Source organism: Gemmatimonadota bacterium (genome assembly GCA_040882465.1).
Lineage (GTDB): Bacteria > Gemmatimonadota > Gemmatimonadetes > Longimicrobiales > Gaopeijiaceae > JBBEBG01.
Window position 1 is genome coordinate 60116 of the sequence record JBBEBG010000034.1, and the last position, 19197, is coordinate 79312.

General features: G+C 64.9%; 15 protein-coding genes. All 15 read right to left on the bottom strand.

Annotated features, from left to right (window positions below):
- Positions 1-101 precede the first annotated feature (101 nt).
- The 15 genes from lpxD to era all read right to left on the bottom strand — a co-directional run bounded on the left by lpxD (position 102) and on the right by era (position 19121).
- Positions 102-1193, bottom strand: coding sequence for a UDP-3-O-(3-hydroxymyristoyl)glucosamine N-acyltransferase (lpxD, locus tag WEG36_12490; GenBank protein ID MEX1258428.1), 1092 nt, complete (start codon positions 1191-1193; stop codon positions 102-104).
- 94 nt (positions 1194-1287) lie between these two features.
- Positions 1288-1824 carry an OmpH family outer membrane protein gene (locus WEG36_12495; GenBank protein MEX1258429.1) on the bottom strand — a complete coding sequence of 179 codons (537 nt, stop codon included), beginning with the start codon at positions 1822-1824 and terminating at the stop codon, positions 1288-1290.
- A gap of 75 nt (positions 1825-1899) precedes the next feature.
- Complete coding sequence (gene bamA, locus WEG36_12500) at positions 1900-4371, bottom strand: outer membrane protein assembly factor BamA (GenBank protein ID MEX1258430.1); 2472 nt, start codon at positions 4369-4371, stop codon at positions 1900-1902.
- A 15-nt stretch (positions 4372-4386) separates the two neighbouring features.
- A complete protein-coding gene (locus tag WEG36_12505) occupies positions 4387-6894 on the bottom strand; it encodes an ATP-dependent Clp protease ATP-binding subunit (protein ID MEX1258431.1) in 2508 nt (835 codons plus the stop codon).
- Complete coding sequence (locus WEG36_12510) at positions 6891-8030, bottom strand: protein arginine kinase (protein MEX1258432.1); 1140 nt, start codon at positions 8028-8030, stop codon at positions 6891-6893. Before WEG36_12510 ends, WEG36_12505 begins: the two co-directional genes overlap by 4 nt.
- Positions 8031-8034: 4 nt before the next feature.
- Positions 8035-8532 (bottom strand): UvrB/UvrC motif-containing protein, encoded by a 498-nt coding sequence (locus WEG36_12515; GenBank protein ID MEX1258433.1) that lies wholly within the window; start codon positions 8530-8532, stop codon positions 8035-8037.
- A 33-nt stretch (positions 8533-8565) separates the two neighbouring features.
- Positions 8566-9300 carry an ABC transporter ATP-binding protein gene (locus WEG36_12520; GenBank protein ID MEX1258434.1) on the bottom strand — a complete coding sequence of 245 codons (735 nt, stop codon included), beginning with the start codon at positions 9298-9300 and terminating at the stop codon, positions 8566-8568.
- Entirely contained in the window at positions 9293-10546 is a 1254-nt protein-coding gene (locus WEG36_12525) for an ABC transporter permease (protein MEX1258435.1), read from the bottom strand. The genes WEG36_12520 and WEG36_12525 overlap by 8 nt, the downstream gene beginning before the upstream one ends.
- Positions 10547-10561: 15 nt before the next feature.
- Positions 10562-12103 (bottom strand): lysine--tRNA ligase, encoded by a 1542-nt coding sequence (lysS, locus tag WEG36_12530; protein ID MEX1258436.1) that lies wholly within the window; start codon positions 12101-12103, stop codon positions 10562-10564.
- Positions 12100-13210, bottom strand: a protein-coding gene (prfB, locus tag WEG36_12535; protein ID MEX1258437.1) for a peptide chain release factor 2 whose coding sequence is annotated in 2 segments (ribosomal slippage) — positions 12100-13140 and positions 13142-13210 — 1110 coding nt in all. Because the reading frame shifts where the segments join, the coding sequence is not laid out codon by codon here. The genes lysS and prfB overlap by 4 nt, the downstream gene beginning before the upstream one ends.
- A 159-nt stretch (positions 13211-13369) precedes the next feature.
- The gene (locus tag WEG36_12540) at positions 13370-13996 is read right to left on the bottom strand and encodes a zinc-ribbon domain-containing protein (GenBank protein MEX1258438.1); all 627 of its coding nucleotides are present in this window, start codon (positions 13994-13996) and stop codon (positions 13370-13372) included.
- 58 nt (positions 13997-14054) lie between these two features.
- A complete protein-coding gene (locus WEG36_12545) occupies positions 14055-15020 on the bottom strand; it encodes a diguanylate cyclase (protein ID MEX1258439.1) in 966 nt (321 codons plus the stop codon).
- 63 nt (positions 15021-15083) lie between these two features.
- Positions 15084-17210 carry a ribonuclease R gene (gene rnr, locus WEG36_12550; GenBank protein MEX1258440.1) on the bottom strand — a complete coding sequence of 709 codons (2127 nt, stop codon included), beginning with the start codon at positions 17208-17210 and terminating at the stop codon, positions 15084-15086.
- Positions 17207-18187 (bottom strand): hypothetical protein, encoded by a 981-nt coding sequence (locus WEG36_12555; GenBank protein MEX1258441.1) that lies wholly within the window; start codon positions 18185-18187, stop codon positions 17207-17209. Before WEG36_12555 ends, rnr begins: the two co-directional genes overlap by 4 nt.
- The gene (era, locus tag WEG36_12560) at positions 18165-19121 is read right to left on the bottom strand and encodes a GTPase Era (GenBank protein MEX1258442.1); all 957 of its coding nucleotides are present in this window, start codon (positions 19119-19121) and stop codon (positions 18165-18167) included. Before era ends, WEG36_12555 begins: the two co-directional genes overlap by 23 nt.
- Between the last annotated feature and the right edge of the window lie 76 nt (positions 19122-19197).

Genomic DNA, 19197 nt, shown 5'->3' on the forward strand with positions numbered 1-19197 from the left:
GGACAATCTAATACCGTCCAACCCTGACGGCCCACCCGGGGGGAACGGGAGGAACTGACACAATGGTGCGCCGAATCACCCCCCTTCTCTCCAATGCCCGGTCAGGAAGAGGGAGCTCCATCTTTTTCCGATCCACTGCCCAGGTCGGCCACTCGGGCCTCGAGCTCGCGGAGGCGTGAGAGGGCCTTTGGGAGGCGGGACTGGGCCGCCGAGGTTCGCAGGAACTCGGCGCGGGGGCGCGCGGGAAATCCCATCACGGTCTCGCCCGCTTCCACGTCCCCGATGATCCCGGCTTGGGCCGCGAGCTGGGCGCCGTCGCCGACCGTGAGGTGCCCGGCGATCCCCGCCTGCCCCCCCGCGAGGACGCCGGACCCGATCCGGCTCGACCCCGCCACGCCGACCTGAGCTGCGAGGAGCGCCATCCGTCCCACGACTACGTTGTGGCCCAGATGCACGAGGTTGTCGAGCTTGCTCCCCATCATGACACGGGTCTCTCCGATGGACCCCCGATCTACCGTCGAATTTGCCCCGATCTCCACGTCGTCCTCGACGATGCAGGCACCGATCTGGGGGACCTTCTCGATCTTTCCCTCGCCGGCGACGTAACCGAAGCCGTCCACCCCGATTCTCACGCCGGCATGAAGAATCACACGGTTTCCGAGGACGACCCCCGGATAAACGACGACGTGAGGGTGGAGAAAGGTGTTTGCGCCAATTTTCACCCCCGCTCCGACCACGACGTGAGCGCCGATCGAACTCCCGTCCCCAACCTCCGCTCCGTCCTCGATCACGGCATATGGTGCGATTCGAACCTTCCTCCCGAGGCGAACGCCGCGCCCCAGCACCGCCGTAGGATGAATTTCCGCTTCGCCCGGTTCCACCGGTCGGAAGAGGTCGAGAAGGGTCGCCAAGGCCCTGTGCGGGTCTTCCACGACGAGCCGCGGCCGGGAGTCCTCTCCCAGGAGGTTCTCGAGGGAGCGAGCCACCAGGAGGGCACCAGCCGCACTTTCGTCCAGCCCCCCGACGTACCTTCGGTGCGCGACGAATCCGAGCTCCTGACTGGTGGCCGCGACGAGAGGCGCGACCCCGGAGATCTCGAGATCGCCCCTCGGGTGCGAGGCGCCCACCAGGGGAGCCAGGGAGGAGAGTGGATGCGTCCGGGAGGGCGCACGGCGGAGCGGGAAGCTGTTCATGGCCGGATGTCCTGGTAAAACGGAAACGGGCCCTCCCCGCGGTCGCGGACGACCGGAGGGAAGGCCCCGTGAAAGCCCGAATCCGTGTGGCGTGTTAGGGCTGCGTGCTCCCTGCCGCCTTTTCCCTGAGTCGGCGAAGCACTTCCTGTGTCAGGTCGAGGGACGGGTCGGCCGCGACGATCGTTTGACCCTGCACGTCGAAGATAAAGGCGTACGCACCCTCCAGCCGCATCTCCTCGATCGTGGCGGACATGTCGTTCAGAATTGGTTCGATCAGGCTTTGGCGGCTCTGCGCGAGTTCCTGGTCCATCTCCTCGAGGCGCAGCTGATATCTCTGCTGGCGCTGCATGATCTCCTGCTCGCGCGCCTGACGTACGTTGGCCAGCAAGGTGGCCTGCTGCTGCTGATATTCCGCGATCAGATTGTCGAGCTCCGTCTGCATCGTCTCGGCCTCCGTGCTCAGCCGCTCCATCTGCCGGTCGAACTCGGCCTGTGCCTCCTGCGCGCCCGGAGCCTCCGCGAGGATTGCCTGGGAGTCGATATATCCGATCCGGGGCCCCTGTTGCGCGGCGGCCGTCTCGGCCGACCCGAACACGAGGAGTCCCGCGAGTACGAACCCGAGTTTCCGCATGACGTCCGCTCCGTGCCTGTGGTTGCCGGCGACCTCACCCGCCTGTGACTTTGCCCCGACGTAGGTCGGCGAGGCTCAGAAAATGCCCTGCTGGCCACCCATTCGGAAGTGCAATTCCGCACCCCCGTCGGTTCGATCGAAGCCCCAGGCGTAATCGAGCCCGATGGGGCCGAAGGGGGTCATCATCTCGATCCCGAGCCCCGCGCCCCTCAGCAAGTGTGTGGGGTCGATGTCTCGCGGGTGACCCCAGATATTCCCAGCCTCGGCGAAGGCCGAGATCGAGACGCCGTCCGTGACCCGGATCGCATACTCCGCGCTGAGGCTCAGAAACGCGTCTCCGAGCCGATCCGCTTCACGGACGGCCCCCGCGCCGGTGGGAAAGTAACCGTTCGGCGTGATGGTGGTCTCCTCGTAACCGCGGAGCCGCTCGCCGAACTGGACACCCCCCATCCAGAAGCGGTCGAATGGAAAGTTCGCGGCATTCCCGAAAATCGCCCCCGCCGTGGCCCGAAGGCCGAGGGCGGTGACGATCGGCCGGGCTCCGGCGCCCCCTCGTCCGATCTGGGCCACCGGGACCCACCAGGCGAGCTCGACGCGGTGCTTCGTGTAATTCCCGTCCCCGCCGAGGACGCCGCCATTGAACTCGGCCGTCCAGCTCTGTTCGCTCCCGATCGTGGGGAAGAGCGGGTGATCCAGAGTGCTGCGGGCGAGTCCGAGGCTGATCTGGCTCAGCGTTCCCGGGGGTCGTCCAAAGAGCGATGTGTCGTCCACCCCCCCGCGGAGCCGGTACTCTGTGCGGGACAAGGAATACCCCACATAGAACCGTGCAAAAAAAGATCCCGGAACGGGGAAGCCAACCCGCGTCGAGACCCCGCGCGTCTTCCGATCGCCGGTGGCGAAGGAGAAAAAGCGGTCCCGGGCATCGAAAATCGAAATCGTCCCGCTGAGGCGTGAATTGAGGATCGCCGGATCGGAATACTGGACCGAGAAGCTGTTCTGATAACGGCCAAAGTCCCAGCGCAAGCTCCCCGCCTTCGCCTGGCCGAAGATGTTCGAGTGGTCCACACCGATGAAACCGGCGATGCCGGTCTGGCCCCCCATCGTCGTGCCGAAGTTCAGCGTCGCGTTTTGTTGCTCAACGACCCGGAAGACGATGTCCACCTCGTTGGTCGCCGGATTTTCGATGATCTCCGGGAACGGAAGGGGCGTCTCGAAAAAGCCGAGCCCCGAGATGGCCTGGTAGCTTCCAATGAGGCGTTCCTGGGAGTAGACGTCACCCGGGAGGAGGAGCACACGATCTCGAATGATCCGCTCGTGGGTGTAGTCGTTCCCCTCGATGTAGATCCGCCGCACGTAAACGGGCTGCCCTTCCTGGATGGTCCAGGTGAGGGCTACGCGCGGGGACTCCCCTTCCTCGGCGGGCGGGAGCCGTTCCAGCCCTGGGGTCACCTGGGCGTAAAGATATCCCTCGTTCGCGTAGAGCTCCTGGACCCGCTGTGAAGCTTCGATGAAGGCGAGCTGATCGAAGACACGCGTTCCCGGCGCCGGTTCGGATCCGCGTCGAATCCCCAGAGTGCGGAGCAGTCCGCCGGATTCGTTTTCGTAATAGCCTTCGAGATCCTGGGTCGGGAATCGCCGGGCCCCTTCCACGGAAAAGCTCGCGACCAGGTATTGGGGACCTTCCCTCACATCCACCTCGAGGCGGGCCTTCCCCGACGTCGGATCGATGACTAGGGTGTCGCCCAGCACCTGGAAATCCAGGTACCCCGTGGAGGCATAAAACTCGGGGAGTGCCGCGAAGAGATCCTCTTCGAGCGTATCCTCCCGGAACGTTCCCGTCTGCCACCAGAAGAAGCCCTCCTCCTTGGTATCGAGAACGCCGCGGAGGTCTTCGTCCGAAATCGCGTCATTCCCGTTGAAGACAACCTCGGCCAACGAAATGCGCTGGACTTCGGCGACCGCAAGGACCACCTCGATCTCGCCCGGAACCCCCGGGATCGGAACCCGCCGCTCATCCACCCGCGCAAAGGGCACACCACGCTCGGCCAGCCCGTCGCGAATGAACTGCCTGGCGCGAAGGATGCCGCCCGGCGAATAGGGCACACCTGGAGTCAGCTCCGCGTGTTCCCAAACGTCGCGGTGACTGACGCGATCGAGTCCCTCGATTGTGTAGCTCCGAACAACCGGATGTTCTTCGACCCAAAAGGTCAGGACCCGGCTCCCCGATTGCGTGCCTTCCCGCGCGGTGACCTGCACGTCCGAGAAGGCGCCGGTATTCCAGAGGCGGCGCTCCGCCTCCTGGATGTCGCCGTAGGTGACGCTGGAACCGCTCGAAATCCCGATCGTGCCGCGAAGGGCGGCTTCGGAAAAGTTGATGAACCCGCGGACGAGGATCGTGTCCACGGCGACCGGGACAGCGCCCGTGACGAGCGTGTCCGCGACCTGCGACACAACCGGACGTGGGCTGAGGAAAAGGCCGCCCAGGAGGAGGCCAGCGGCGAGGAATTTCGCGAGGCGGAGCGAAACCGCGGTCTCACGCGGGAGCATGCGATCCGCGGCCAGCTAAGTCTTTTTCGAGGCCGAGGCTTCCCGGAGCGTCAGGCGCTCCCCATCCGGATCGACATCCACCTCGATCTCGGCGCCGGCCCCGAACTGCGCTTCCAAAATCTTCTCGGAGAGTGGGTCCTCGAGATACCGCTGAATCGCCCGTCGCAGTGGCCGGGCCCCGAACTTCTGGTCGTACCCGCGCTCCACCAGGAAGGCCACGGCCTCATCCGTGACGCGCAACGTCAACTCCTCGTCCTGGAGTCGCTTGTGGACGTCGGCGAGAAGAATGTGGACGATCTCCCCGATCTGTTCGCGGGTGAGCGGATGGAAAACGATGGTGTCGTCGATCCGATTCAGAAACTCGGGATTAAAGGCGCGCTCGATTTCTTCGCGAACCTTGTCGCGCATGATCTCGTAGTTCGACATCGGATCGGCCGCGTGGAAACCGACGCCGCCCCCCTTCGTGATGTCTCGCGCACCCAGATTCGAGGTCATGATGAGGACGGTGTTCTTGAAGTCGATCACCCGGCCGTAGTTGTCCGTCAGGTGCCCTTCGTCGAGGACCTGAAGGAGGATATTAAACACGTCCGGATGTGCCTTCTCGATCTCGTCGAGGAGCACGACGGAATAGGGGCGCCGCCGAACCGCCTTCGTGAGTGCCCCCGAGTCCTCGTAGCCGACGTAGCCCGGAGGGGCGCCGATGAGCCGCGAGACGGAGAACTTCTCCATGTATTCGCTCATGTCCACCCGGATCAGAGCGTCCCGGTCCGCGAAGAGGAACTCGGCGAGCGCCCTCGCGAGCTCGGTCTTCCCGACGCCGGTCGGGCCCGAGAAGATGAAGGAGCCGATCGGACGATTGGGATCCTTCAGCCCGGCGCGGCTCCGCCGAATCGCGCGCGAAATCGCCGCGATCGCGTCGTCCTGCCCGACGATCCTCTTGTGGAGCTCCTCCTCCATCCGGACGAGGCGATCCGACTCGGCCTGACGGAGCCGGGTGACCGGAATCCCGGTCCATCGCGAGACGATGAACGCCACTTCCTCGGCGGAGATCTCGGGGCGATTCTCGCGCCGTTCAGCCTCCCAGGAGTCCTGTCGGATCTTGATGCGCCGCTGGACCTCGCGTTCCTGGTCGCGTAACTCCGCCGCTCGCTCGAAATCCTGATCCCGAATCGCCGACTCCTTGAGATCTCCGATTCCCGTGAGCTCGTCCTTCATCTCCTCCATGTCGGGAGGAGGGACCTGAGCCGCGATGCGTGCGCGCGCACCCGCCTCGTCGATCACGTCGATCGCCTTGTCCGGGAGGAACCGGTCCGTGATGTACCGGTCGGAAAGCCGCGATGCGGCTTCAAGGGTCTCGTCGGGAATCACAACCCTGTGGTGGTCCTCGTAATGCGAACGAAGGCCACGGAGAATCTCCACGGTCTCCTCGACTCCAGGCGGGTCCACGAGGACCGGCTGGAAGCGGCGTTCGAGTGCCCCGTCCTTCTCGATGTACTTGCGGTACTCGTTGAGGGTGGATGCCCCGATGCACTGCAGCTCACCGCGGGCCAGCGCGGGCTTCAACATGTTCGAAGCGTCAATCGCTCCTTCGGCCGCCCCAGCGCCGACGAGGGTGTGCAACTCATCGATGAAGAGGATGACGTTGCGGTTCTGTGAGATCTCGTTCATCACCGCCTTGAGGCGCTCCTCGAACTGGCCGCGGTACTTCGTGCCGGCGATGACGGCCGCCATATCGAGGGCAAGGACACGGTGTTCCTTCAGGGCCTCCGTGACTTCTCCGCGCGCGATGAGCTGCGCGAGCCCCTCCACGATCGCCGTCTTCCCAACCCCCGGCTCCCCGATCAGAACGGGATTGTTCTTCTTCCTCCGGCAAAGGATCTCGATCACCCGCTCGATTTCGGACTTCCGCCCAATCGTCGGGTCCAGTTTTCCCTGGGTCGCGAGGTCGGTCAGGTCGCGGCAGAAATGATCGAGAGCGGGGGTTTTGGACTTCTTCTCCCCCTTGCCGCCGCCACCGGGAGTGGGCGACGCCCCACCGCCGATCCCGGCGGGTTCGGAAGGCCCACCTTCGCTCGAACCCATCTCGGACCCAAGGACTTTGAGCGTCTCCGCACGTGCGTCCTCGAGGGAAATGCCAAGGGAGCCGAGGACCTGGGCCGGAACCCCCTTCTCTTCGCGAAGGAGGCCCAGAAGGAGGTGCTCGGTCCCGACGTAAGAGTGGTTGAGCTCGCGCGCCTCGGCCATCGCGAACTCGAGAACCTTCTTGGCTCGGGAGGTATAGGGAAGCTCGCCCAGCGCGATCGTCGCCTTTCCCTTCTTGATGGATTCTTCGACCCGCTCATGCACCTGATCGAGATCCGCGCTCAGGTTGGTGAGCACGGCCGCGGCGACACCTTCACCTTCGCGGATCAGGCCCAGGAGAATGTGCTCCGGTCCCACATAGTCGTGCTGAAGCCGGATGGCCTCGTCGCGGGCCATCGCCAGCACCTTCCGCACACGATCGGTGAAGTTGTAGTTCATCATTCCCCTCGCGAGGGCGGGTCAGCAGGATCCGTGCCGTCCGGCGCGTCGTCGTCCGGGGTTACGACACCTTCGGTGGAGAGGATCCGCCGAACCAAGGCCGCCCTGTGAACGTCGCATTCCTGCTCGGAGAGCTCTCGGCCAGCCGCTTCTTCCAGATGCGCGGGCTGGGTGAAGACCATGACCTTGTTGAGCGAATATACCCGAAGTCCCGGAAGGAGTTTCAGGCTCGCCCCGAGTCGAACCCCGCTGAGCAGGTTCATAACCTCTTCGAAGGATAGGGAGCGGGCGTAGCGGAGTAAACCATAGGCTCGCCAAATCTTGTCCTCCGTGACCGCGGCGGCGTCCCGGAGGAGGACCTGTCGGGCATGGGCCTCGTACTGAATGACCTGCCGGACGATTCGGTCCAGGTGGTCTACGAGGTCCTCTTCGCTTTTCCCAAGTGTCGTCTGGTTAGAGACTTGGAAGAAATTCCCGACCACTTCGGATCCCTCCCCATAAAGGCCGCGGAAGGTGAGGCCCACCTGCGACAGTCCCTGAAGGACCTTCCCGATCTCCTTCGTGAGGACGAGGGCAGGAAGGTGCATGAGTACGGAGGCTCTGAGCCCCGTTCCCACGTTCGTGGGGCAACTCGTGAGGAACCCGAACTCGTGGTGGTAGGCATACGGGACTTCCCGGCCCAGCTCCTCGTCAAGAGCGTCGAGCGTCCTCCAGGCCTCCCTCAGCCGGAGGCCGGAGACGAGGATCTGGAGCCGGAGATGGTCCTCCTCGTTGACCATGATCGAGACGGGTTGGTCCGCGGGAAGGACGACGGCGGTCCCGCGGGCGGGGCCGGACCCGCTCTCCCCGAGGAGATCCCGCGAGGCGAGCCGGCGCTCCAGGAGAATCCTCCGGCGCCGCGGCTCCAGGCCGGAGAGCTCGGTGACTTCCGCCTCTCGCAAAGACTCGATGCGTGGGCAGACCCCACGGATTCGCGCCAACACGGCAGTGCGGTCGTTCACCCGCGCCCGCGAGCCGCAAGCGAACCCCTGGACGTTGCGCGCCAGCCGAATGCGGGTGGAGAGGACGATGTCCGCGTGCTCTCCGCTCGCGTCGAGCCAACCGAGCCCGGAATCCCGGATCAGGTGTGTGTCGCCCAAAGGCTTACGCCGGCTCCATGCTTCGGATTTCGTCGCGCAATTCGGCCGCTCTCTCGAAATCTTCCAACTCCACGGCGCGGTGGAGCTTCCGGCGCAGCGATTCCATCCGTTTTTCGCGCTCCGAGACCGAAGGGTCGGGAGAGAGATAGACCTTGCCGAGGTGCTGGGATCCCCCGTGAATCCGCCGGAGGAGCGAGCGGAGGGGTCCCTCGAAGGTGGACCAACAGTGCGGGCAGCCGAGGCGCCCGGATTCCTTGAACTCCGTGAAGGTCAGCGCGCAGAAGCTGCAGCTGGCCGAGGCCCCCCCCTCCTTCGGAACCCGCTCGTCGTGCCCCATCTGGGCGAGGAGGTCCGTGAGAGGGAAATTCTCCGGGATGGCTGTCGGCTCGACGCCCTTCTCCGCGGCACAACGCTCGCAGAGGTGGAGAGTCTTCATCTCCTTGTCCACGACCTGTGTCAGATGCACGACCGCATTCTGCGCGCCGCAATTGTGGCAGACCATCCAATCTCCTTCCCGTCTCTTCCTTTCGGCCTCCTAGGCCGGAGCCACGGACAGTACTCCCTCCCTCAGGAGGAAGGTCCGGTCGGCCCGCGCCGCGAGCTCGCGGTTGTGCGTCACGAGTACCATCGAGAGCCCACGCTCTTCGCGCAGTCGAAAAAGGACGTCGTGCAACTCCTCGCTCGTCCTCGTATCGAGATTCCCTGACGGTTCGTCCGCGAGCAACACGGCCGGATCGTTGACGAGGGCCCTCGCCACGGCAACCCTCTGCTGCTCGCCCCCTGAGAGCTGCCAAGGGCGGTGCCCGAGACGGGCCCCGAGTCCGACCGCCCGAAGGAGCTCTTCCGCCTTCCGTCGAGCCTCCTCCGCGGAGCGCCCGTGGATGAGTTGCGGGATCATCGCGTTCTCGAGCGCCGAGAATTCGCGAAGGAGGTGGTGAAACTGAAAGACGAAACCGACCAGCCCGTTGCGAATTCGGGCCAGCTCTCCCGAAGATCGGCCGTCCAGGGGAGTCCCCCCGATGAAGATCCGACCTCGGCTCGGCCGGTCGAGGGCGCCGAGGAGGTGCAGGAGCGTGGACTTCCCGGCCCCGCTGGATCCGACGATTGCGACCGCCTCACCGAGGCGGACTTGGAGCCCTACCCCCTGGAGGATGCGGAGTTCACTCCCGTCCCCGAGGCGAAAGCTCTTGTGCAGATCCTCAGCCCAAAGGGGAACCTTGTCTTCCGCCGGATGGGCCGGGGTAGCGGCCTCGAAGGGGGCCTCACTCATGCTTGATCGCCTCCACGGGCTCGAGGCGGGATGCCTGCAGCGCGGGGTAGATCGTCGCCACGAGCGAGATGAGGAGACTTCCTCCGACGATGATCGCGATGTCTACCGGGTCCACCGAGACGGGTAGCCGTTCGATGAAATAGATGTCCGGAGGAATCCGGATGATCTCGTATCGGTCGAGGATCCAGGAGAGTATCAGGCCGAAGCTGGTGCCCAGGAAGGTTCCGAGGACACCGATCGCGAATCCCTGCAGAACGAAGACCCGGAGCACCTGTGGGTCGGACATCCCCATGGATTTTAGAATCCCGATCTCCGAAGTCCGGTCCACGACGACCATGACCAGGGTGCTCACGATGTTGAACGCGGCGACGATCACGATGAGGAAGAGGATTACCCCCATGGCGAGCTTTTCCAGCCGGAGCGCTGAAAAAAGCGACTGGTTCGTAGTGATCCAGCTCTCCGTGTAGTAAAGCGGTCCCAGCTCCGCCTGCAATGCGATTCCGACATCCTCCGCCACCCAGGGATCCACGATGCGAACGCCCAGCCCCGACACCTGGTCATCCGTGCGCATCCCGAGGAGCGATTGCACCTGCTCGAGCGGGGCGTAAGCATTGTTCATGTCGTAGTCGTACATCCCCGTCCCAAAGGTTCCTGCCACCACCCACCGACGGATCGCCGGGCTCAGCGTCCCCATCGGGGTGAAGCCCATGTTCTCCACGGCGATGACAAAGATGGTGTCGCCCGGAAAGAGACCCATTCGCGCGGCGTTCAGCTCCCCGAGGACGACGGGGGGAAGCTCTCCCTCGGTCGCTTCGAGATCGCTGAGCTGCCGTCGCAGCTCCGCCTCGGTTTCGGTGGCGGCCTCCTCCGGCGGCGCCCCGAGGTCGAAGCCATAGAGGTCCAGGGCCTGCGCGAAATCCGCCCCGCGGATGACCATGACCTTGGTCAGCGCGAAAGGGGTGACGGCTTGGACCGAAGTGTTTTCCTGAACTCGCACCGCGATGTCCCGCCAACCGCTCATGCGGAGGGAATTTCCTCTCTCCAGAACGACCAGATGCGGCGTCGCCCCCAGGATCTTGTCCTGGAGCTCCTTCTGCATGCCGTCCATGACACCGATCACGACGATCAACGCGGTCACTCCGACGGTGATTCCGCCGAGGGCGATCCAGGTGATGAAAGAGAGGAGGCGGCCTCTCTTTCGAGAGGCGAGATACCGCCGGGCGAGGAACCAGGAAAGCCGTACCACGTCAGGCTCCGGAGCTCATGCTCCTCCTCCCTCTTCGGGCCGGAGGGTGGGAAAGAGGATGACGTCTCGGATCGAAGCGCTGTCGGTGAGGAGCATGACGAGGCGGTCCACCCCGATTCCAACCCCCCCCATCGGCGGCATTCCGAACTCCATGGCGCGCAGGAAGTCTTCGTCGATCGGGTGGGTTTCGTCGTCGCCCGCCTCTCGGAGGCGGCTCTGTGCTTCGAAGCGCTCCCGCTGGACGAGAGGATCATTCAACTCGGAGAAAGCGTTGGCGATCTCTCGCCCGGCCACGAAGAGCTCGAAACGCTCGGTGAGGCCGGGTGCGCCGCGCTTGGCCTTGGCGAGAGGGGAAAGCTCGACCGGGTAATCAATGACGAAGGTGGGCTGCACGAGCAGGGGCTCCACGAGTGCGCCGAAGAGCTTGTCCAGGAGACGGCCCCGGCCGGCCCCGGGCTCGAGGTCCTCCCCGGCCGCACCCTGAGCGCGTTCCCTGAGCTCGGCCTCTCCGATCGCGGTTACGTCCTCCCCGAGGCGGTCATTCAACGCATTCAAGAAGCCCACACGTGCGAAGGGGGGGGCGAGACTCACGCTCTCCCCCTGATAGGTGAGTCGGGGTCCCCCGAGGACTTCATCGGCAACGGACCCGAGCAGCTCCTCCACGACCCCCATCATCTCGTGATAATCCGCGAAGGCCTGGTAGAACTCCAGCATCGTGAACTCCGGGTTATGCACCCGGTCGATCCCCTCGTTCCGAAAATCCTTCCCGATCTCGTACACTCGCTCGAATCCGCCCACGACGAGCCGCTTCAGGTAGAGCTCGTCCGCGATTCGCAGGTAGAGCGCGGTGTCCAGGGCGTTGTGGTGGGTGGTGAAGGGCCTCGCGGCGGCGCCCCCGTAAATCGGCTGGAGGATCGGGGTCTCAACCTCCAGAAACCCCCGGCCGTCGAGAAAACGCCGAATCGCCGTGAGCACTCCGGCCCTCGTGCGAAAGACCTCGCGCACCTCCGGATTCACGGCCAGGTCCGCGTAGCGTTGGCGATATCGTCCCTGCACGTCCGCGAATCCGGAGTGGACGATGCGCTCCCGCGACTCGGGATCCACTTCATCCTTTCCGAAGGGGAGCGGACGCAGGGACTTCGAGAGGAGGATCCAGGACTCCGTCCGAAGCGTCACCTCGCCCGTCCGGGTGCGAAAGAGGCTGCCCTCCGCTCCGATCCAGTCGCCGAGATCGAGGAGGGAGAGGATTTCGAAAGCCTCTTCCCCGAGGACGTCCAGGCGAAGATAGAGTTGGATGCGGCCGGCACCATCCTGGATGTGGGCGAATGCCGTCTTCCCGTGTCCCCGCCAGCTTACGATCCTACCGGCGACGCGGACACGGATTTCATCCCCCGATTCCTCGGCGCTTCCCTTCTCCGCTTCCTCGAAGGCCCGGATGGCTTCTTCGCTCCGGTGGGTTCGGTCGTAGGCGTAGGCAAAGGGCTCGATCCCCCGTTCGCGGAGGGCGTCCAGCTTTTCCCGGCGCGTTCGGAGGAGGTGACTCGCTTCGCGGGTCATGCCTTCGCCTGCGCGCCGTACTGTTTCAGGTAAGCCTGGATGAATGGGTCCAGATCGCCGTCCATGACGCGGTCCACGTCGGTGATCTTCAACTCCGTCCGGTGGTCGTTCACCATGGTGTAGGGCTGGAAGACGTACGACCGAATCTGATTTCCCCAAGCGATGTCGGTCTTCGTCGCCTCGACCGCTTCTTTCTCCTTCTCTCGCTCCGCGATGGCCCGGTCGTACAGGGCAGCCCGAAGCATCTTCATTGCCGTCGCGCGATTCTTGTGCTGCGAGCGTTCCTGCTGGCACGAGACCACGATCCCGGTGGGGATGTGGGTGAGTCGAATCGCGGAGTCGGTCTTGTTCACGTGCTGGCCGCCCGCGCCGGAAGCCCGGAAGGTATCCACGCGAAGATCACCTTCGTCCAGATCGATCTCGATCTCCTCGTCCACCTCGGGATAGATGAAGACGGATGCGAAGGAGGTGTGCCGGCGAGCCTGAGAGTCGAAAGGGGAGATGCGTACCAGCCGGTGCACACCTTTCTCGGCCTTGAGGTAGCCGTAAGCCCACTCGCCGGAGATCGCGAGGCTTGCGCCCTTGATCCCCGCTTCTTCACCCGGCTGGAGGTCGAGCAGCTCGACCTTGAACCCATGGCGCTCGGCCCACCGGCGGTACATGCGAAGGAGCATCTCGGCCCAGTCCTGGGACTCCGTGCCGCCGGCGCCGGGGTGGATCGTGAGAATCGCCCCGAGGCGATCGTCCTCCCCCTGAAGCATGGTCCGGAGCTCGAGCGCTTCGAGTCCCTCCTCGAGTCGGGCGAGCTCCCGAACCCACTCCTCCTCCAGGCCGGGATCGGGCTCCGTACGAAGGAGCTCGGCTAGATCCACCAGCTCGGTGGCCTTCGCATCCAGCGTGATCCAGGGCTCGACCCAACCCTTGAGTCGGGTCGCCTCCGCCATGACTTCTCGAGCTTCTTCGGGCCGCTCCCAGAACGTCGGCTCGGCCATGCGAGCCTCCATCTCCTGGATCCGGCGAGATCGAAGCTCGACGTCAAAGAAACCCCCTCAGGTCCTGGACCCTTTGGCGGAGGTACTTCACTTCGTGGATCGCGTCGGCGTTCATGCTTCCTTATGGAGAAGGGGCCGCCCGCGCGGGAACGGCCCCTCCGAGACGGGGCCCCGGCCGGCCGGCTCGCCGCGCCCGGGCCATATTTGAAACATACCCCCGGAGCCCGCGCGGTTCAACGCGTCGAGGCCGGGACGCGCCCCCGGAACGGTGTCGTCAGAAGGTGTGCCTTCCCTTCCCCAACACCTGGTTCAGGGCGTCCTTGAAGAAGGATGTCCCCTCTGCCGTCTCTAGCCCGACCTGGTCCACGTATTCCTTCCATGAGCGCTCCACCTCCGAACGGAAGTCCTGCTGGAGGGTGCCCCGGTCGAAGGACTCACGGTACTTCACCGGATAGTAGGCGATGATGTCGGACACGAGGACCCGGGCCAGGTGCCGTGCTCTCTCGTGGGGATCCCGGTGGCCGAAACGCTCCGCCCCGGAGGCCACGGAAGGGACCCCAGGGTGACCGGCCCTCTGGACGGGCGGCGCGCTTTCTTCCGCAACCGTGTCCGGCGAGTGGGAGGTCGCTTCCTCCGCCGCCTCTTCGGGTACCGCAACGGTCGGGTCGAAGTCCGTTCCGGCTACGTCGGCTACTTCCGAGAGAGGAGGCGCTACGCCGCCTGGCTCGCTGGCTTCCCCCCAGGGTTCGGCCGCTCCCGCGGGAGCGACGACCTGAAAGACGCGGAGGCATGCCGAGCAAATCGCGTGGACTCCCGCCACCGGAACCTTCGCGGGGTCGATCGGAAAGCCCGTCGAGCAAGAGGGGCAATACACCGTGAACGCGGGAGCGGTGTTCGTCACCTGCCGGGATTCCTCCTGCCGGGTCTGGGCGTGTGGCCGCGTTTCGACATGTGCGCTCCTAATCGGTGACGTAACGCTCCACGCGCGTGCCGATCTGTCTGCGATCTACGACGTACACCGATCCGGGAAGCGTCTTGGCGTAGGTCTTCATTTCCGCCGCGAGCTCGCTCGCCTCCGCGGTGTGGATGAATTCCTGTGCCTGATTCGTGACGACTCCGATGGAGAGCGACATCATCGGTATCCGATGGAAGTTGCCGCGACGGTCTTTTCCGAGGAAGTACCCCATCCGGCGGTCCTCCTCCGAGTACTGATATGGAATGAGCTCGTCGAACAGGCCGAGGATCTCGTCGCAGGTGCGTTCCATGTGTTCGAGGGGCATCGAGAAGAGGAAGTCGTCCCCCCCGATGTGGCCCACGAATCCTCCGGGCGCGAGGGCGCGCACGAGATCGCGTAGGATCTTCGAAACGAGGAAGATAACCCGGTCTCCCCGGTTGTACCCATACCGGTCATTGAATTCCTTGAAGTGGTCGAGGTCGGCGTAACAGAGCGCGAAGGGCGCGCCGTTCGCGAGCCGCCGAGCCAGGTCGCGGTCGATCTGATTCGTCCCGGGAAGACGGGTGGTGGGGTGAACCGAGACATCGCGTGCCGCCCGGCGGAGGAGGAGGTCGAGGCGGAGGTAATTTTCGCGATCCGACGCCTCCTCGTGGAGAACCTCGTCGGCCCCCGCTTCGAGCCCTCTCGTCGAGAGGTCCGGGACGTCGGTCGGCACCATGAGTGCCACGGGGACGATCGCCGTGAAGGGATCCTCCTTCATCCGCGCGCAGATCTCGAGGGAGGCCAGCGGCTCCTCGCGGGCGTCCAGGACCAGGCAGGCCGGAAAGGCCCGGCTGGCCCGCTCCAGAATCTCGACCGGGGTCCCAAGGGTCACGACGTCGAGCCCCTGGGAGCGGGCGAATTCAGCCAGGAGCGCGGGAACGTCGTTGCGCCCACCGTCGCAGAAAAGGAGGGTGCGCTCCGCGGCCATCGGATTCCTTGAGAGTCGTCGAAGGATTGGGCCGGATCAGGGTACCGGGGCGTCACTCACTAGTCAAACAAGCTTGCGCACTAAGAGGAAATCAATTCTTCGCTCCTCCTTGGAGACTCGGGCCACCTGGATGCGAACCCGGTCGCTGAGCCGGTAACGGCGCTTCGTGCGTGTTCCGGCGAGGGTGTAGGACTCAGGCTGAAAGACATAATAATCATCGCCCAGGGCACTCACGTGTACCAGTCCCTCCACGAAGAACCGGTCCAGGAGGACGAAGAACCCAAAGGTCGTGACCCCCGAAATCGTCCCGTCGAACTCGGAGCCGAGGTGCCGGCGCATGAACTCGACTTTCTTGAGCTCGACCGAGTCCCGTTCCGCCTTCTGGGCGATCCTTTCCCGCTCGCTCGAGCGCGCCGTCATCTCGTCCAGGTAGGGAGCCCCCCAACGTTCATGGGGCTCTCGCCCCTGGACGAGGCTTCGGACGACCACCCTGTGGAGTGCCAGGTCGGGGTACCTCCGAATCGGCGAAGTGAAGTGGGTATAGGCTTTCGACGCGAGCCCGAAGTGACCCAGGTTCTCGGCGTCGTAACGCGCGCGGGTCATGGACTTGAGGACGACGGTGGAGACGAGGGGCCCCTCGGGTCGTCCCTCGGTGCGACTCAGGATTTCCTGAAGGATCTTGGGCCGGAGCTTCCCCTTCGGAACGGAATGTCCGATCGAGTTCAGGAATGCGCGGAGCTCGTCTCCCCGGTCCTCCGCGGGCGGTTCGTGGATGCGAAAGGGAATGGGGAGCCCGCGCGACTCGGCTTCGCGAGCCACGACTTCGTTCGCGAGGATCATGAAGTCCTCGATCAACCGGTGGGAATCCATCTGAACCCTCCGGAGGATGTCCACCGGGGCCCCTTCCGCATCGAGTATCACGCGTGCCTCGGGGAGGTCGAAGTCGAGGGACCCGCGATCCTTTCGTTTCCCTCGGAGCGCCTTCGCGAGGCGGTCCAGCGTGCGGAGTGCGTCGTCCGTCACCTCGTCCACGGTCGCCTGCCCCGAAAGGACATCCTGGACGAGATCGTAGTCGAGGGCATGAGCGCAACGAATCCAGCTCCGCTCGAAGCGGTGCCCCCGGACCCGTCCTTCCTCGTCCATCCTCAGAAAGAGTGAGACTGCCAGCCGGTCCGTTCCTTTTCGCAGCGAACAGAGATCGGACGAGAGGTGATGCGGAAGCATGGGCACGACCTGGTCCACGAGGTACACAGAGGTTCCTCGGTGAAAGGCTTCCAGGTCGAGCGGTGATCCCTCTTCGACGAAATGCGACACGTCCGCAATGTGGACTCCTACTTCCCATGTCCCGGGACCGGCGGGGGTAACCGAGAGCGCATCGTCGTGGTCCTTCGCGTCGGAGGGGTCGATCGTGAAGACATGAAGATTCTTGTGGTCCTTGCGTTCCCCGGGAGTCCGGAGTCGGTGAGCGGCCTCGCGGGCGGCGGTCTCCACTTCCGAAGGGAACTCCGCCTTGAGACCGTGGCCGTAAAGGATCGCGAGAACATCCACGCCGGGGTCCTCCATTCCCCCGAGGACCCGTTCGATCTCGCCGCCGGCGTTCAGGCGCCGGTCTCCGAAATGGACGATGCGGACCACAACAACGTCTCCCTCGCGGGCGCCGCCGGCTTCTCCCCCGGGCAGGAGCACATCTCGGGAGAGCCGTGGATCGAGGGGGGCCACAAAAGCGAGGTTCCGCGCGCGGTGAAAGGTCCCCACGATCGTGGGATGCGCCCGGTCGAGGACCTTGAGGACCCGCCCGACTGCCGAGAGACCCCGAGGGCGGCTCTCGATGCGGGCGGTCACGCGGTCTCCATCCATTCCCGAGGCCAGATTAGCGGCAGGGATGAAGAGGTCCTTCTGGCGGGGCTGGTCGGGTCGGAGAAAGGCGTCGCCGGACCGTGTGATCTGAAGGGTTCCCACGACGAGGTTGATCTTGTCGGGGATCGCGTAGCGATTGCCCTTTACCCGGTAGAGCTCCCCACCCTGTTCGAGCCGCCGGAGGAGCTCCCGGAACGCCCTGTACTGGGCTTGGGGGACATCGAGGAGGCGGGCGAGGTCTTTCGGCTTTACCGGGCCGCGCCGGGATTCTCGCAGGGCGGCGATCACTTCGTCGGGACCCGGCACCGCCCCCTGGCGCTTCGCCTCCGTCAAAGACCGAGGCCCAGCGTCAGATGGACCGGTTCCTGATCGAGAGAAGGTCCGCCGCGCGCGAGAGAACGGGCGATCCCGAGCTCGAAGCGCTCGTACCGGAGTCCCAGGCCCACCGCCGCGCCATCGATCTGTGTCCGGTTACCGAAGATGTATCCGCCCCGCACCGTAACTCGGTCGCCGGTGCCGAGCGAAATTTCCGAGCCCAGGAGCACCGAGGGATCGCCAAGCTCTCGCACGCGATCCTCCACTTCCAGGATCAAACGGACTCTGAGCTCTTCTTCGCCGACGTCCCTCAGCAGGGAGTAAGCGGCGCCAAAACGGAGTCGCGAAGGAAGCGGTTCGGACTGAATCGGACCCTCGGATTTGAGACGCGGGCCGAGGTGGGCGACTAAAACGCCAAGCTCGAGCGGGTGGCTCCCGAAGGGCTGGAGCTGGACGCCGATGTCAGCCGCGTAGGTAGTCGCCCGCACACCCCCGTCCGGACACTGCCCGCGACACCCTTGGCGGAACTGCACGAACTTGAAGTTTACGCCACCCGCGATCCAACTCCCGAAGCGGGCGGCGGTCGACAGGATGGCCTGGTGCTGGCGGATCGTGATGGACCCGAGGACGGCCCCCGTCTCGTCCGTGAGGTCCTGCGTGCCCGAGTCGAGGAGGGCATAGGAAAGGCCGAGCGTACCCCCCCGGTCCCAGGCCAGAAGTGCGGAGACGCCGGTCGCCGTCCCCGACACGTGTTCGCCCTGGTAAACCAGGATGCTCGACCGGTCGAGACGCGCGAGTCCCGCCGGATTCCAGAAGGCCCCTTCGGAGGTCGTGAGCGGCGTCATTGCGCGGGCGAGCCCGACACCCTGGGCGCCGAATGGGATCAGGAGGAACAGCGCTCCCTCATCGGCCGCCTGGGCCGACGCCGAAGGCGGGAGAAAAAAAACGAGCCCTCCCCAGAGGGTCAAGAAGTTACGAAGCCTGCGGAGTGCCATCGTCCTCGGGGACCGGGAGACCGAGTCGGCGGAGCTGCGCCCTTTTTCGCCGCCAGCCGGGGAGCACCTTCACCCAAAGATCGAGATACACCGGCGATCCCAGGAAGTGCTCGATTTTTTCTCGCGCAGCCACCCCGAGATCCCGAATGGCCCGTCCGCCTTCCCCGATCAGGATTCCCTTCTGTGATTGGCGCTCCACGAACAGGTTGGCCTGGATGTAGGTGCGGTCCCGTCCCTCGCGAAACTCCTCGATCTCACAGAAAGTCGCATAGGGCACTTCTTCCTCGAACTGTTCGAAGAGGGCCTCCCGAACGCATTCGGCGGCGAAAAAGCGGACCGGCTCGGCGGCGATGTCGTCCTCGGGAAAAAGAAAGGGCCCCGGAGGGAGGAGGGCGCGCAACGCGGTCAGGAGCTCTCCCGTTCCAACTCCGGTGCGGGCCGAGACGAGAAAGCGGCGGGCTCCGGCCTCGCCTTCGAGCCAGGCCACGTCACGGGCGACGGAAGCCGCATCAGCGAGGTCCGTCTTGTTCACGATCCCGATGCGTGGCCCCCGTCCCTCGGACGCCACATCGAGGAGAAGTCTTCGGGCTGCCTCATCCATCTGATGTGTGGGGTCGAGGACCAGGGCGAGGAGATCGGCGGAGCGTGCGGCCTCTCGTGCGCCCGCCAGAAGGGCCCGCTGAAGGAGGTCGCGGGGGTGTAGGACGCCCGGAGCATCGACGAGGACCAGTTGAGTCCCATCCGACGTGTTCAGCCCGAGGATCTGGCGCTGGGTCGTCTGCGCCTTTGGCGTGACGATGCTCAGCCGGGATCCTACGAGGGCGTTGAAGAGGGTGGACTTTCCCGAGTTGGGGACCCCCAGCAGGGCGACGTATCCGCATCGAGTGGCGGGGTTCGGCCCCGGGCCTACGGGAGGGGTCGGAAGGAGGGTCATGTCAAAAAGTGGAGAGGGAAAGAACGAAGCGGCCCATCACCCCTGAGGGGGCGTGGGCCGCTAAGTAGACGAAGGC

What these genes read in the sequence shown, in the direction of transcription:
- lpxD (MEX1258428.1), bottom strand. Translation starts at nt 1,193, where the DNA reads ATGAACAGCTTCCCGCTCCGCCGTGCGCCCTCCCGGACGCATCCACTC.
- WEG36_12495 (MEX1258429.1), bottom strand. Translation starts at nt 1,824, where the DNA reads ATGCGGAAACTCGGGTTCGTACTCGCGGGACTCCTCGTGTTCGGGTCG.
- bamA (MEX1258430.1), bottom strand. Translation starts at nt 4,371, where the DNA reads ATGCTCCCGCGTGAGACCGCGGTTTCGCTCCGCCTCGCGAAATTCCTC.
- WEG36_12505 (MEX1258431.1), bottom strand. Translation starts at nt 6,894, where the DNA reads ATGATGAACTACAACTTCACCGATCGTGTGCGGAAGGTGCTGGCGATG.
- WEG36_12515 (MEX1258433.1), bottom strand. Translation starts at nt 8,532, where the DNA reads ATGGTCTGCCACAATTGCGGCGCGCAGAATGCGGTCGTGCATCTGACA.
- WEG36_12520 (MEX1258434.1), bottom strand. Translation starts at nt 9,300, where the DNA reads ATGAGTGAGGCCCCCTTCGAGGCCGCTACCCCGGCCCATCCGGCGGAA.
- lysS (MEX1258436.1), bottom strand. Translation starts at nt 12,103, where the DNA reads ATGACCCGCGAAGCGAGTCACCTCCTCCGAACGCGCCGGGAAAAGCTG.
- WEG36_12545 (MEX1258439.1), bottom strand. Translation starts at nt 15,020, where the DNA reads ATGGCCGCGGAGCGCACCCTCCTTTTCTGCGACGGTGGGCGCAACGAC.
- WEG36_12555 (MEX1258441.1), bottom strand. Translation starts at nt 18,187, where the DNA reads ATGGCACTCCGCAGGCTTCGTAACTTCTTGACCCTCTGGGGAGGGCTC.
- era (MEX1258442.1), bottom strand. Translation starts at nt 19,121, where the DNA reads ATGACCCTCCTTCCGACCCCTCCCGTAGGCCCGGGGCCGAACCCCGCC.